Genomic DNA, 14,145 nt, shown 5'->3' with positions numbered 1-14,145 from the left:
ACATCGCGGGTACAACATTGAAAGCTGATGAATTATCTGCTTAGATACCGGTGACAGCGGTGTCAAGCACCTTACGGAAGACTTCCATATCTCGGCGTAAGTCGGCGAGTCGCGTTTGCACTGCACCGCTGGCCGAAGAGATGGCGACTGCGTCGGCTGTACGGAGCCGAATGATCTCGGCCAGCGTCGTATCAAGACTGGCGTCGATGTTGGCGAGTTGGGCCAGAATCCGGTTGAAGTAAGTTTGTAGATCGTTGATGTGCTGTTTCTGGGACAGTAAGGCTTGGCGTCGCTCTTCGAGTTGTTGGCGGGTAAAGGTGTCGATGGTAGCGCTGATCTGCCAATCGAGCTGAGTTATCTGTTGATCGATTCGTTGTACATCATTCGCTGCCAAGTATTTCTCGATAATCTGACCTTTATCGGCCATTACGTAAGCGTCGGTAAGCAGATCACGAGTTTGATTTACAATCGTGCTGAGCAGTCCGGCCAGAGCACTTTGGGCGGTAGCGGCGGCCCGCTCTACCTCACGTTGCGACCGCTCGATCTCGCTAATAGCCGCGCGCAGGCGCGGACTGGTGATCCGTGGCCGTGGTATCGGCGGTGGTGCAGTCAGCATAGGGTCGCGCATCGCCAGCCACGTTGCTACTACGTATACCGCCAGACCGAGCGGTAGCCACCAAATCGTCAGCGTTAAGCCACCAAACAAGGCTGCGACCAGTACGAGCAGGTTTAGTGGTTGAAGAGCAGCAGTGCACAGGATTGTCATACGATTTTACCGATAATACAGGAATTGCTTTTGCAATTATATCACGTTGTTCTTTCGATGCCGAGACAGTCTCACATCACCCGTGTTGCACACATGTGCGATGGTGAGACTGCCGCTTACCGTCCAACATCGTCGGTGGCGTGGGCTGATTAGAAATATCGGCTCAGGTTTTCAAAAATTTGGGCAATATCACCGGTATCGCCGACCACGACAATCGTGCGCGAAAATTCGGCAATCGCATCAAGCACCTGTCGGTCGGCGTCGCTACCATAAGCCACCGGGAAGATGCTGATCCCGCTCTCATCGAATAACGTGCGGATGTCATCGAGTGATTTCTGGCTTGCATTGTCAGCGCCATCCGAAAGCAACACAATCGCGCGAATGCGATCATCGTCTGCAGTTGGTAACTGATCAAGAACCTGCTTCCCGAGTATCAGTGCATCGAACAACGCAGTACGCCCGCTGGCACGCATCGCTTGCACAGCATCTTGTAAGGCGATCCGGTTGTCGCTGAGTGGTGCCATCGGTACCACTAATCGGGCAGTTGAATCAAAGGTGATCAGACCGAGGCGATCTTCAGGCAAAATCCGCATCAGAAAGGTTTCGATCCCGGCCTTGACCATAGTGAGCTTATCTCCTTCCATCGAACCAGAAGTATCAACTATTAGCACGATGTCGGCCCGCTTGCGGTTGAGTGACCACGAGTTCTTGATTGCGACGATCACCTCTGCCGTCGGCACGGCCAAGACGGTCTGCACACCTTGCGGATCGACACCGAACGCCGGGCTGATCGGATCGGTCAATGGCACGTCGGGGTTGGCCGGGCGAAAGCCAAACGACATTGCGGCCCGCTGGCTCTCTTCACTGAGCAGAAATTCGTAGAACCGCTCGGCAGCATCACGTTCGTCAGAATTGGCACTTGCCATAATGATGAAGGGGTTGTCGTGCCAGAAGGTACCTTCCGCCGGATAGATGGCGACCAGCGGTGTCTGTGGTGGATTGAACTTGTTAAAGTCGATGAGCGTGATCTCTTCCATTGGGAAGGCTGAGATGTAGCTCATGCCAAACTTCTTCATGTTTTCGCTGAAGATCAACGTATTGTAGCCGTAGTGCTTAATACTGCGCCCTAAGTCACGGATGAAGCGGGTTGCCTCCTCGCTTTGGACATCGGCGATGGTTAATCCCTCTCGTTTGCCGGTTGCAGCGTAGAATTCGGCAATGAGTGTACTCAGGGCAGTTGTACTTATTTCGGGATCGGTATGGCCCCATGAGAAGCGGCCCCATTCTGGATGGCCGAAGCGGCCCCAGCCCTGCGGGTCGTTGGTGAGGTCGAGAATGTCCTTCCAGCCAATTGGTTTGTTCGGCCAGCCCATCGCCTCGGCCATGGGCTTCCACATCGCAATTACGACCGGGGTGAGCACGAGCGGCTTGTTGGAAACGGCCACATTCTGATTACCGGTCTCTTGCTTCAGCACTTCCAACCACGTGCTGGCCGATGGACTCCACACTGTTACTTGAAGTGTCCCGTTCTTGATCTCGGTGCGGGCTGCGCCCGAAGACTTGTTGATCCCTTCGACGCGCACTCGGCGGTCGTTGACGATGATCCGCTGTTCGTTGAAACGGGAAATCTGCTCGGTCAGCCATTTGTCCTTTTCCGGGCTGTACGCGATGGTAATCGTGATAGCATTAGCGTCACTTCCGTCTAGTAATCCGTCAAGATTACCACAGCCGCCGAACAGGATGGTCAGTAGGGTCAGCAGAATAAGCAGTTTCAGCGGTCGTGCGAGCATAGGAGTTCCTCTTCATGAAATTACTGTTGTCGTTCTGTCGCTGTGCGCCATGTATTAATCAGTGCCGCGACGACGTCGGTTGTTGGTAGCGCGAGTTGTGATGGAAAATCGAGTTGGACGCCGTTGTCGCGGTATCGTCCGAACAAGGATGATGAATCGTCGAGGTCGATCCTTACTTGCGGATTGACCGGACGAAAGCCATACTCACGCATGGCAATAGTCTGTTCAGTTGGACTGAGCAGAAATGTGCGTAGACGTATTGCAGCTTCGCGTTCAGCGTTTCCCACCCATGGCGCATTCAGAATAACAAACGGATGGTCACTGATAATCGGATTCGCGGGGTACGCAATCCGTAGCGATTGTAGGCCACGCCCTTCACCCTGTCGAAATGCTTGCAACGCGAGATTTTCGTAGGTGGTAATGATGTCGTACACGCCAGGCCGGATGACAAAATCGGTGGTGAGTGCCCCGGTGCTGTCCGGCCAGTTGACGACTTGTCGGCTCAAGCGTTTTAGCCAATCGCGGAATCCGCTGTCCTGAGCTTTGGCGATGGTTAGTTCGGTAGTCTGGTGATACTGAGCAGCGAGCGTAATCAGCGTTTGCAGACCTCCATTGCTTAACACCGGTGACGAGATACCGATCTTAAGCGAGTTGATCTGGTCAGGGAGTTCACGCTGCCACAATTGCCACGGATTATCGATGCCCTCGGTACGTATGAGAGCTACTACTGGCGAGAACGCCAATGGTTGGGCCGGTTCGGGTAACCAATCGGCTTGCCACTGCTGCAATTCGGCCAGTTGGAGGGTACTGGCCGGGCTAACGACGGTTGGCTGATAGCCTTCGCGTTCAATCGCCGTGATCAGATCACGTGATCCGGCGACGCGTATACGTACTTTAATGGCACGACCGTTGACGGTTGGGTTGGTGCTGGCAAATCGTTCGAGCGCGCTGCGTAGCCAGGCCTCTTTTTCCGAACTGATCGCAATATCGAGCTGAATCGGTGGGGCGACGGTTGGTAATGGAAGTGGCGCCCAACCTACCGCCCCACTTATGACGGTAATCGCAACGAGAACAAGGGTCGCGATGAGATAGGTGCCGGCAATCAAGCGGGATAGACGGAGCATGCCAGTTTCTCTCTGACTACTGCGGTGCCTACTTCTATGGTAGCACGTCCTGATTATCAGCGCTCTCCAAACGTGAACTGCTAACCTCTGTGAAAAGATACGTTTGGTGCCCGATCCTCGTTGCACATCCATACCGGTTATCGCTGAGTATTGGTGCTTTAACAGTTGTTTAGTGAAAAATTCATTTTTACTTAATACTTCAATGATGATTGATTAATCTTGTTCGAATAGGATAGCTCAGTTACATGTAAAGACTAAGGATCGTGCAACAATGGCCCTGCAAAAGTCCCGTCAAGAGCGCCATCCGAACACATTACGACGTGAACATCGCGAGTGGTTGCTTTTTACACTCTTTATCGGCCCGAATCTCCTACTTTTTGCCGTCTTTACGTATTGGCCGCTGATATACAACGTCTACCTTAGTCTGGTGCGCTGGGATTTTTTGCGCCCGACAATGACGTTCGTAGGTCTACAAAACTACATTACGGCATTTGGTGATCCTCGCTTTTGGAACATCATCTGGCAAACGGCCACGTTTACCGTGTGGTCGGTCGGTTTAACATTGATCTTGGGGTTGTTGTTGGCCTTGTTGCTCAACCAACCGCTCCGTTTCCGCAACACCGCCCGAGCGATTGTTTTCTCGCCGGTAGTGATTTCAGGGGCAGTGGTGGCGGTTGTGTGGAGCTATATCTTCGATCCACGCTACGGCCTCATCGACCAGTTGTTGGCTTTGATCGGTCTAGATTCACCCAACTGGTTGGCCGATCCCTTCTGGGCTATGCCGGCGGTCATTATCGTGTATGTGTGGAAGAATATCGGTTATGCAGTGGTGATTTATCTCGCCGGTTTGCAAAATATTCCCCGTGAGTTGTACGATGCCGCTCGCGTCGATGGCGCCGGTGCGTGGGAACGGTTTTGGCACGTTACGCTTCCTGGCCTTTCGCCGGTGGCCTTCTTTCTATCGGTCACGAGTATTCTCGCCTGCTTTCAAGCCTTTGACATTATTCGCGTGCTGACCAACGGTGGTCCCGCCGATGCAACGACTACCCTGATTTTCCACCTCTACGAGCTGGGTTTTGTCTCGTATGACGCTGGGAAGGCAGGTGTGGTCGCTGTGGTGTTGTTCTTCATTATGCTTGCGCTGACTATCGTGCAAATTAGGTATCTCGAGCGGCAAGTGACGTATGGATGATGGCCGGAGCCACGAATTTACGCGGGTGTAGGTGTAGGTTAGGTATGGCAGTGACAAATGATCTTGAACGTGTGATTACACTGATGACTGCGCGACGACGATCGCAACCACTTTCGCTGCTGTTGTGGCGTATCGCCGGATATGGCGCGCTTGTTATAGCTGTGGTTACGATCGGTCTACCGGTCTACTGGACGGTAATGGCCGCATTTAAAACGAGCCGTGAGATTTATTCGTTGCCGGTGACATGGTGGCCGGCTAATCCGACGCTGACCAATTTTCCGGCAGCGTGGCAGGCGGCGCCATTTGCTCGCTACTATCTCAATAGCTTTATTACGACCTTTTTCGGAGCAGCAGCCGAGGTGATTTTAGCTATCTTCTCGGCTTACGCTTTGGCATATCTGCACTTCCCCCGTAAAGATTTGGTCTTTCTCTTGTTGTTGGCGGCATTGATGATACCGGTCGAAATCACTATTGTGCCGAATTATCTGACCGTAGCTCGTCTTGGCTGGATCAATACCTATCAAGGCATGATCGTGCCGGGTGCAGCCATTGCCTACGGGACCTTCTTGCTTCGGCAGGCGTTTTTGGCCGTGCCACACGAGATTCTCGAAGCAGCGAAGGTTGATGGAGCCGGTCACTTCCGCGTTCTGGCTAGTATTGTTGTGCCAATCGCACAGCCGGCAATTGTGACGATGGCGTTGTTGTCGGTGGTCAGTAAGTGGAACGATTTTCTCTGGCCGTTGATCGTCACCAATACCACCGATATGCGCACGTTGCCGATAGGTGTTTTCTGGCTGCGTAACAGTGAGGGTTTAGCCAATTGGGGCGTAGTAATGGCCGGTTCGCTCTTTCTCATCGTGCCGGTGTTGATCGGGTTCTTGTTGGCGCAGCGTGCCATTGTCGAGGGGATGACCGCCGGTGCGGTGAAAGGTTAGTCCTTCTTACTTGTGCATGATGGCAAGGTAGCCGTATGCAATAGATGCCTTGGTGTATAACTGTACAGGGGAATGATCATGAACATGAAACGTACATTCACCCGGCGCGAATTGTTGCGCCTTGTGGCGGCAGGGAGCGGTGCGGCGGTATTGGCGGCGTGTGGTACGCAAGGCGGGCAGACGGGAACGCAGACCACTCAAGCACCGGCCGTGGTCAGCCAGCCCGGCTCGAAGGTCAAGATTACCTACTGGGGTTCGTTCAGTGGGAATCTGGGCGAAGCTGAGCAGGCGATGGTCAAGGCGTTTAACGATTCGCAGAATGAGGTCGAGGTTGAATATCAGTTTCAAGGTAGCTATGAAGAGACGGCGCAGAAGTTCACCGCTGCCTTGCAAGCTAATACCACGCCCGATGTCATCCTACTCTCGGATGTCTGGTGGTTTGGTTTTTACCTGGCCGGTGCGATCACGGCGCTCGATGACCTCGCCAAACAGGTGAATCTCGATTTCAGTGACTACGAACCGGTGTTGCTCAATGAAGGTGTGCGCAAAGGTGTCCATTACTGGATCCCATTTGCACGCAGCACACCGCTCTTCTACTACAACAAAGACATTTGGGCTGAGGCAGGGCTGCCCGATCGTGCCCCAGAGACGTGGGCCGAGTTTAGCGAGTGGGCCCCAAAGTTGGTGAAGAGTGATGGCAGTCGGGCGGCGTTTGGTCACCCTAACGGCGCAAGCTACATTGCGTGGCTCTTCCAGGGAGTGGTGTGGCAGTTTGGCGGTCAGTACTCGCAACCTGACTTCACCATGACGATGACCGATCCGAATACGTTGCGGGCAGCCCAGTTCTATCAGGATACGGTAGTCCAAAATAAGTGGGCGATTTTATCGCCCAACCTTAATCAAGATTTCATCGGTGGCGCGATTGCTTCGATGATGGCCTCAACCGGTTCATTAGCCGGGATTCAGGCTAACGCTACCTTCCCGGTGGGCGTCGGCTTCTTGCCGAAAGAGACTAACTTCGGTTGCCCGACCGGTGGCGCCGGTTTGGCGATTGTCAGCCGTGCTCCTGCTGAGAAGCAACTGGCGGCCATGAAGTATATCACGTTTGCGACCAACCCTACCAGCGCCGGTGTGTGGTCGCGAAGCACAGGGTATATGCCGGTGCGGATTAGCACCAAGCAGATGCCGGAGATGATCGAGTTCTTCAACCAAAACCCCAACTTTAAGACGGCGGTTGATCAGTTGCCTAAGACTCGTGCGCAAGACTCGGCACGTGTGTTTGTGCGCAACGGTGACCAAATTATCGGTAAGGGACTCGAGCGAATTATCGTCAACGGTGAAGCGCCGAGTGCAGTCTTCACCGAGGTGAATAATGAGTTGACCGAAGGAGCAAAGCCAATCCTTGAAGATCTCAAGGCACGTGAAGGTTGATCGCACGGGAAACGTAGCAGGTACATCGGCATATGCAGGGTGCATGAGCAAAACCCTCTTGTGTCGGTGTACCGCTATCTGGTACCAGGATAGCCGGTCGCTATGTTAACCATCGCCAACCCCAAAATAGCCGGCTTCACCCCACGCTGGGCTACTTTTCGTGGTCTCACTATTCTCTTCGACAATATCGGCCTCCGTCGAGATGGGCCATGGTTACGGCTCGATTGCGCACTCGATGCCATTCCCGAATATACGCTTTACCGTGGTTTGCGTAAGGCGATGTGTGTGCTCGACACCGATCTCCTCTTGCGTCGGTATCTGTTCTGTGCGCTGCCACCGTCTACCTATCACGTTACCCTATGGGATGGACCAAGCGATGGTAATGTTGCTCAGGCCCTACCCCACATCCGGCCACGACTTAATGATCTGCTGATCGATGTACCCGGTGCGCTGCTCCACGGCCATTTTATCAGCGGTACCGTGGCCAGCTCACCGCTCATCCGACGTAAAGGTTGGCGGGTTGGGTTTACCGTTAGTCAGTTGGCGATTGTACATCGGTCGGCACTGGTCGCCTTATTATCCCCTACCGCTGAGATGCACAACGCCTTTGCGATATTGGTCGAACTACGTCGTTCGTGGAATGCTACGTTTCACCGTCGTTTTGGGATTGCCGCCTACGAGCCGTATATGCCACATATAACACTTGGCTACTTCGCCGATCCGGTGCTTGCCGATGAAGCGCAAGCCGAATTGTTGCACTGGGAGGAAGTTGTGCTTCAACAGACTGCCGGTACGCATATCACCTTTACTAGTGCCAGTCTGTATGGTTTGCTGGACATGGTAACGTTTTTTCGTACCGCCCGTTAGTTCTGCTATAACGTGTTCGCTAATGCTATACTACACGTATCGTAGATAGGCTGCGATAATTGTGAAGAGGTGAAAACGATGAGCACAGGTAAAACGTTGGTCGATTTGATTCGGGAGAAGACGGGAGTCAGCGCGGAACAGGCTCAGCAGGCGATTGATGTAGTGATCGGATTTTTGAAAGAGAAGTTGCCGGAACCGATTGCCGGGCAAGTAGATCAGGTATTGAAGGGCGATGTGAGTTCGCTAGCCGAGCAGATCGATGCTGCTAAAGAGATGCTCGGTGGCCTGTTTGGTGGTAAGAAGAATAATTAATTCGGTCAGTGGTGGCACAGCGATGCCTTGGTAGCGCACTTGTGCCACGTGTTGTTATGTGCTAAGTGGGAGGACGCACTACATCGTGCGTCCTCACGTATCCGCGAGAGCGTATGGGTCTGGTTTTTTACCGTGATGCCCACCACGCTGCGACATCGGTGAAGAATGGGTCGCCGGGTTGCAACTGGGCGGCACGCTCCAGATCGGTGTCGATGGCCGGGTCGGTTGGATCGGCGAGAAAACGTCCCCAGGCCCAGATAACGTAAATCGCGGCCCGTTCGGGTGCGACACCGGCAGCTTTTTCAGCTTCAGTGCGCACATATTCACTTAATGTCTCGACCCATCCTTCGGCGACGGTACCGACGATCAGTGGCGACTCGGCATTGAAGATCGCTTGCGGCGAGTACGCACGCATCTCGGCTACAGCGCCGTCGTAATCACCGGCGAACACCTTGTTGAGCAGAGGGTAAGCACTCTCAGCGATTGCGTTCATGTGCGCTGTATGCGTCATCTGGATCAAACGCTGATTCCACCGCAGTGTACCGGCTTGCGTGGTCGGATCGGCGGTACCGGCTTGTGCAACGGCTGCATTGATTGCCGCTAAGGCATCGGCCCATAGATCGGCTTGCGCTGAGGTGATTGCTTGCCGGTTGAGATCGGCGAATGGTTCGGTTTGCCCATCTGTCAGGTCACTAATCTGTAATGCGACCATACGTTCATCTTGCCATCGGTAGACCTGATACGCCGGGTAGTAGACACCGCATGCATAACAGAAGATGTACGGTTCGGAACGATTAAGGACAACCTCACGGATCCCATCGCCGTCGAGATCCTCGGTATGACCAAAACCGGGGTAGGGCGAGAAGGCGGCCACTTCGGTTCGTAACTCAGTACCGTCGAAACTCAGTAGATGATAACTGCCACCGTGTGCACCGATCCCACCTTCAATCTGCAACCAGATGCGTCCAGGGGCGATCGGTACTTGTTGTACACTCCCCACAAAATCTGGTCCATCGCTGAATGACTCTGTGCTCAGCGTAGTTCGTTCCCGTTCTTGCCAGCGATCATTGGTATAGGTGTAGAGTGCTAGCGTATGCGGTACAAGCGGGTTAAGGTCGAAATTGCGCATACCGGTACTGTAGACGATCCAGAGTTGACTGCCGTCGGTGGTTTGTACCGGTTGAGCAGCCAGGTCGTTGAAAGCATTTGCCGGTAGGTTCGCTCGGAAGAGTGCCAGTAGCTCGCCGATCGGTGCGGGGATGCCGGTAGGGTCAGGTCGTATCGTCGTCGAATCATACTGCTCACCGGGGCGACATTCACCACGGTAGAATGCCCATTCTTCGCAGAGGCTGTTATCGGCAAAAAGGCAAACCCCGATTTGCCCACCATCACCAGTAGTCCGAATCTCAAGATAACCACTCTGCTCACTACAATAGACCGCGGCCGGATTCGCGAGGCCGGTCATCGCGGTTGGCACTGGGGTTGTAGTGGGTGGTCGGGACGGAAGTCCTGTCGTGGTTGGCGCGATGGTTGTGGGTTGCGCTGAATTGGGAACAGGGACGCAGCCGGTGTTGAGACCTACCAAGACGATGGCAAAGGCCAGCGTAAGCGTGCGATGTAGGCTAGATGTCATTGGATTTCCCTTTTAATCGAAGTGGCGTCCCATTGCATAGAATTCGTCGTTTGGACGTAATGCGCTCATATTCGCGAGCCGATTACTCATCGCGAAAAAGGCGGCAATCGCGCCGATCTCCCAAATATCCTCTTGAGTGAATCCGTGCTGGTAGAGGGGTTGCCAATCTTCTTCACCGATCCGTGCTGAATCGACGGCGACTTTCAATGCGTAATCGAGCATTACCCGCTGGCGTGGAGTGATCTCGGCACGACGGTAGTTGGTGGCGATCTGTTCGGCGAGACGGGGGTTCTTGCTGCGGATGCGCAGGATCGCACCGTGCGCAATCACGCAGTAGAGGCAATCATTAGCTGCCGAAGTCGCTACGACAATCATTTCCTTTTCGGCTTTGGAGAGGTTCGAGGGTCGTTCCATCAGCGCATCGTGGTAGGCAAAGAAGGCACGAAACTCGTCGGGGCGGGCGGCTAGCGCCAGAAAGACGTTGGGAATGAAACCGCTCTTTTCGGCGACCTTTTCGATACGTTCACGGATGTCTGGTGGTAATTCATTAAGCTGTTTGGGGTACGGAAAACGGCTGAGGGGGCGGTCGTCCATAGTCACCTCACCTTGACTCTGCAATCATCTCATCTAAAATGTGATTTCATTATATACCAAGTGAAGAAGGTGGAACGGATAGTTAACCTGTTCGTTTTTCTGGAGCGCAGTTTTAGCGCTAGATCAGGAACGTTGCCAAGCAGAGGTCATAACGATACAATCGTTTCACGAAACTAAGCGACAAAGGGCAGTTATTCGTATGTTTTACTTCATACTGGTTCGGTATAGGAAATTGTTGTTTGGTATATTACAAATTGTGTTTAGTGTAATCATCGTTCCTTTCATGATATTTATCCTTGCCGCATGGCCGATAGATTATAGTCTTAGTTTTCATCTTCCCATTGATGTGCTATCATCGGGGATTAGCTCAGTTGAGATTGGTGAAAAGGGTGAATTTCGCTGGTTTGCTACCGAAAGTGAGATTGCTTTTCCGCTGCTGAGTCGGGCCGATCATCGGCTCGTGCTTGAAATTCACGGTGGTGGGACCAATTCAAGAACCTTAAAGATCCGGTGGAATGGCGAGCGTTACACTTCTACCGTGCTGCGAGCCGGTTGGAATCGATTAATACTCCACATACCGTCGTCGATCATTCGTGAAGGTGAGAATGTGTTATCCTTTTCAATTCTACCTCTGCCGACTTTGCCACAGGAAAAAAATTTGGTATGGCGGTTACCAAACTACAGGTGCAGCAATGTGAAGCACGGTTAGCACCGGTTACCATTTTAGGGTGGCTAAGTGCCATCGGTTGTATGCTCTACCTGTGGCTAGTGCTTTTACGCTTGTCTGCACACGAACGGCTAGTCATTCCGGTCATTGTCCTTGGCTTTATCGGATTCGGTACAGCGCATATCCGCTTCCAGATGGCCATGTTGTGGATGTGGTTATTAGGTGTTGCGTTATTTATCACCGGCGGTTTTCTCTTTCTTCGGTTTATCCTGTGGTGGCAACGAAAATCATTATCAATATGGCTCGCGCGGTTGTCTCTACTTGCTGCACTTTGGTTCGGATTGCATGTAGTTGGGATGAATGTACCGGTCTTTATCGATCATCGGGCGCGGGCTAATCATTCCCTTTTGATTGCCCAGGGAATGGCCGATGTGGTCCAAAGTCGGTTGGCGAATCAGTACGAGTGGGGGATCGCCACTATTCCATATTCACTCCTGAGTTATTACTTGTTAGTTCCGATAGCGTTTATCTTCCCGGAGACATACGAACTTACCGCTGCAATGAAATGGATTGTCAGTCTGATACATGCAACAACGCCATTCTTGCTCTATCGGCTGGCAGTTCGTTCTGGGTACAGCGCGCGGGTCGGTTTCTTGGCCGGGGCGTTGTTTGTTAGTCTGCCGGTGACCCATCTCTACTTTCACGACGGTAGTTATCCGACGATTATCGGCGTATGGTGGGTTGTTGTCACCTTGACCTTAGTGAACGAGTTCGTCTATCGTGAAAGGTGGTCTTGGGTTGAAGTTGGTCTTATCGGATCGGCATTGAGTGTTGCTCTGCTCATATACGTTACCCATGTGGTGTTTGTACCACTGGTCATCGGCATTGCGAGCCTGTTGGCAATTTGTTATTCGTCTGCACATTACCGGGACGGTGATCTTGCTCACCCTCATATTCAGCACGCTCATAGCAATGGCCGTATACTATGGCCGCTATCTGGTTCCGGTACTCATCGCCGTGCTTGACCGGTTGGCTACCGGTCAGCGGGTTGGTCACGATCGATTACCATCACCTTTGATCGGTTCGTTGGTGGAGCAGATCTGGGGCCATACCCGTGTTATCCCGATATTGTTGCTTCCTTTAGCATTGGTTAGTATCGTGCGGCGTGGAATAACCTGGAACGGGTATGTGCTGATCGGTTATGTCGTAGTACTGCTAGGGGCAATTGTCGTTGATTGGCAGTTTAGCCTCTGGAATAAACATTGGTATTTTAGTCTGCCGGCGTTGGCCTTTTTGAGAGGCATTGCCCTTGATACGGTGTGTATACGTTCGCGAGCAGGGCGGGTGGTCGCAACCGGATTGGTTGGGTATTTGTGGTATGAGAGTGTAGCCGCATGGCTGGTACGAGAATTCTTGCATCAGTGGTCTTTGCAGACACTGTAAAAATTTGTGCGTTCTTTACTCAATACAAATGTTAATTGCATACTGAGTAAAAGTTTATTATGAAACTAATAGAAAATGATGTAATTGAACTTACGATTGACGGGATTGCGCAAGGCGGCGACGGCGTGGGCCGGCTGGGTGAGCTGGTGGTCTTTGTGCGCGGAGCATTACCGGGAGAGCGGGTACGCGCACTCGTGTACGAACGTCATGCTCGGTTTCTACGTGCAACGGTCAGCGAGATCATCCGTCCTTCACCGGACCGGGTAGCACCCTTGATCACTCCCGGCGACCATGCTCTGTGGCAACACATTGCTTATCCGGCGCAGGTGCGATTAAAGGAAGAAATTGTCGTCGAGCAGATCCGCAAGTTTCTGCCCGGAGTTGAGGTGTCTGTCCAACCGGTCATTGCGGCACCACAACCGTGGGGCTACCGTAACAGTGCTCGCTTACACGCTGATCACGCAGCGCTCGGCTATCACGCTACCGGTACAAAGACGGTTATCGATCTGGTGGATGATCCGTTGCTCTTACCGGCGTTACGGGAAGCTCTTGCCGGACTACGACGCTTACCGTTTGCCGGTCTGATCTCCGAAGTGATATTGCGGGCCAGCGCCGTATACGGCTACGCGGCGGCTCGCCTGTTGCCAACGGCGACAGCGCATCGCCATGAAATAGCGCGGTTGGCGGCGGCATGGAAGGCAACCACACCGGTATTAGCCGGTGTCACACTGGCCGATGAACCGCTCGTTGGGGCCGGTGAGATCTTCGATGAGCTAGGCGGGATGGTCTTTCGTCTGAGCTTAAGTAGCTTCTTTCAGGTCAACCATCCCCAAGCCGAGCGCATGCTCGAAGTAGTACGGACCGCGCTGGCCCCGCATAGCGGTCGCTTACTCGATGCCTACAGCGGTGTGGGTAGCTTTGCGCTACCCCTTGCCGCAGGTTACGAGGATGTCGTTGCAGTCGAAGCGCATCGGCCGGCGGTAGCCGATGGTGAGCAGAGTGCGTTCCTCAACAAGGTGTCGAACGTGCGGTTCGTGGCCGGCGTGGCAGAGCGGGTTGTCGGCAACCTGTCCGGCCCCTTCCATGCCGTAATCCTCGACCCGCCCCGGCGTGGGTGTCATCCGGCCGTGCTCACCGCACTCATTGAGCATGCACCGCGCTGCATTGTGTACATTTCGTGTCACCCCGGCCTGATCGGACGCGATCTGGCACCGCTCGTGGCTGCCGGGTATCGTTGCATTCATGTGCAGCCGATCGACCTCTTCCCGCAAACACCGCACATTGAGACGGTGGTGGTGCTCGAACGTTTGTCGTGACCAGAGAATATCACAGAAACGTTTGAAATTGTCTTCAAATGTGTATTCAGGTTGCTTAACGCGATGATCTATATC

The 14,145-nt window shown here is 53.3% G+C and carries 13 protein-coding genes; 8 read left to right on the top strand and 5 right to left on the bottom strand.

Features of this window, described 5'->3' with window-relative positions; all coding sequences use genetic code 11:
- Positions 1-40: 40 nt before the first annotated feature.
- The 3 genes from ACP5OT_RS00370 to ACP5OT_RS00360 form a co-directional block, all read right to left on the bottom strand.
- Positions 41-766 carry a hypothetical protein gene (locus ACP5OT_RS00370; RefSeq protein ID WP_424676753.1) on the bottom strand — a complete coding sequence of 242 codons (726 nt, stop codon included), beginning with the start codon at positions 764-766 and terminating at the stop codon, positions 41-43.
- Positions 767-915: 149 nt separating this feature from the next.
- Positions 916-2,556, bottom strand: coding sequence for an extracellular solute-binding protein (locus ACP5OT_RS00365; RefSeq protein WP_428131036.1), 1,641 nt, complete (start codon positions 2,554-2,556; stop codon positions 916-918).
- Positions 2,557-2,576: 20 nt separating this feature from the next.
- The gene (locus ACP5OT_RS00360; protein WP_424676755.1) at positions 2,577-3,680 is read right to left on the bottom strand and encodes a substrate-binding domain-containing protein; all 1,104 of its coding nucleotides are present in this window, start codon (positions 3,678-3,680) and stop codon (positions 2,577-2,579) included.
- Between the two features lie 271 nt (positions 3,681-3,951).
- On the opposite strand from ACP5OT_RS00360, the gene ACP5OT_RS00355 reads away from it, so the two are divergent.
- The 5 genes from ACP5OT_RS00355 to ACP5OT_RS00335 all read left to right on the top strand — a co-directional run bounded on the left by ACP5OT_RS00355 (position 3,952) and on the right by ACP5OT_RS00335 (position 8,417).
- Entirely contained in the window at positions 3,952-4,872 is a 921-nt protein-coding gene (locus ACP5OT_RS00355) for a carbohydrate ABC transporter permease (protein ID WP_424676756.1), read from the top strand.
- A 44-nt stretch (positions 4,873-4,916) separates the two neighbouring features.
- On the top strand, positions 4,917-5,807 hold the full coding sequence (locus ACP5OT_RS00350; protein ID WP_424676757.1) for a carbohydrate ABC transporter permease: 891 nt from the start codon (positions 4,917-4,919) through the stop codon (positions 5,805-5,807).
- Between the two features lie 84 nt (positions 5,808-5,891).
- Complete coding sequence (locus ACP5OT_RS00345; RefSeq protein WP_428131034.1) at positions 5,892-7,238, top strand: ABC transporter substrate-binding protein; 1,347 nt, start codon at positions 5,892-5,894, stop codon at positions 7,236-7,238.
- Between the two features lie 102 nt (positions 7,239-7,340).
- Positions 7,341-8,105, top strand: a complete 765-nt coding sequence (locus ACP5OT_RS00340) for a hypothetical protein (RefSeq protein ID WP_424676759.1) — start codon at positions 7,341-7,343, stop codon at positions 8,103-8,105.
- Between the two features lie 78 nt (positions 8,106-8,183).
- Positions 8,184-8,417 carry a DUF2267 domain-containing protein gene (locus tag ACP5OT_RS00335; protein ID WP_424676760.1) on the top strand — a complete coding sequence of 78 codons (234 nt, stop codon included), beginning with the start codon at positions 8,184-8,186 and terminating at the stop codon, positions 8,415-8,417.
- A 127-nt stretch (positions 8,418-8,544) separates the two neighbouring features.
- On the opposite strand, the gene ACP5OT_RS00330 is transcribed toward ACP5OT_RS00335, so the two are convergent.
- Both ACP5OT_RS00330 and ACP5OT_RS00325 read right to left on the bottom strand, forming a co-directional pair.
- On the bottom strand, positions 8,545-10,050 hold the full coding sequence (locus tag ACP5OT_RS00330; protein WP_424676761.1) for a DUF333 domain-containing protein: 1,506 nt from the start codon (positions 10,048-10,050) through the stop codon (positions 8,545-8,547).
- 12 nt (positions 10,051-10,062) lie between these two features.
- Complete coding sequence (locus ACP5OT_RS00325; protein ID WP_424676762.1) at positions 10,063-10,644, bottom strand: peroxidase-related enzyme; 582 nt, start codon at positions 10,642-10,644, stop codon at positions 10,063-10,065.
- Between the two features lie 663 nt (positions 10,645-11,307).
- On the opposite strand from ACP5OT_RS00325, the gene ACP5OT_RS00320 reads away from it, so the two are divergent.
- The 3 genes from ACP5OT_RS00320 to ACP5OT_RS00310 are packed head-to-tail and all read left to right on the top strand — an operon-like array spanning position 11,308 to position 14,070.
- Complete coding sequence (locus ACP5OT_RS00320; RefSeq protein ID WP_428131032.1) at positions 11,308-12,336, top strand: hypothetical protein; 1,029 nt, start codon at positions 11,308-11,310, stop codon at positions 12,334-12,336.
- Entirely contained in the window at positions 12,329-12,754 is a 426-nt protein-coding gene (locus ACP5OT_RS00315) for a hypothetical protein (protein ID WP_428131030.1), read from the top strand. Before ACP5OT_RS00320 ends, ACP5OT_RS00315 begins: the two co-directional genes overlap by 8 nt.
- Positions 12,755-12,813: 59 nt before the next feature.
- Positions 12,814-14,070, top strand: coding sequence for a class I SAM-dependent RNA methyltransferase (locus tag ACP5OT_RS00310; protein ID WP_428113637.1), 1,257 nt, complete (start codon positions 12,814-12,816; stop codon positions 14,068-14,070).
- Positions 14,071-14,145: the final 75 nt, after the last annotated feature.

The organism is Chloroflexus sp., from assembly GCF_049970315.1.
GTDB lineage: Bacteria > Chloroflexota > Chloroflexia > Chloroflexales > Chloroflexaceae > Chloroflexus.
This window is presented reverse-complemented; position numbering and strand designations above follow the sequence as displayed.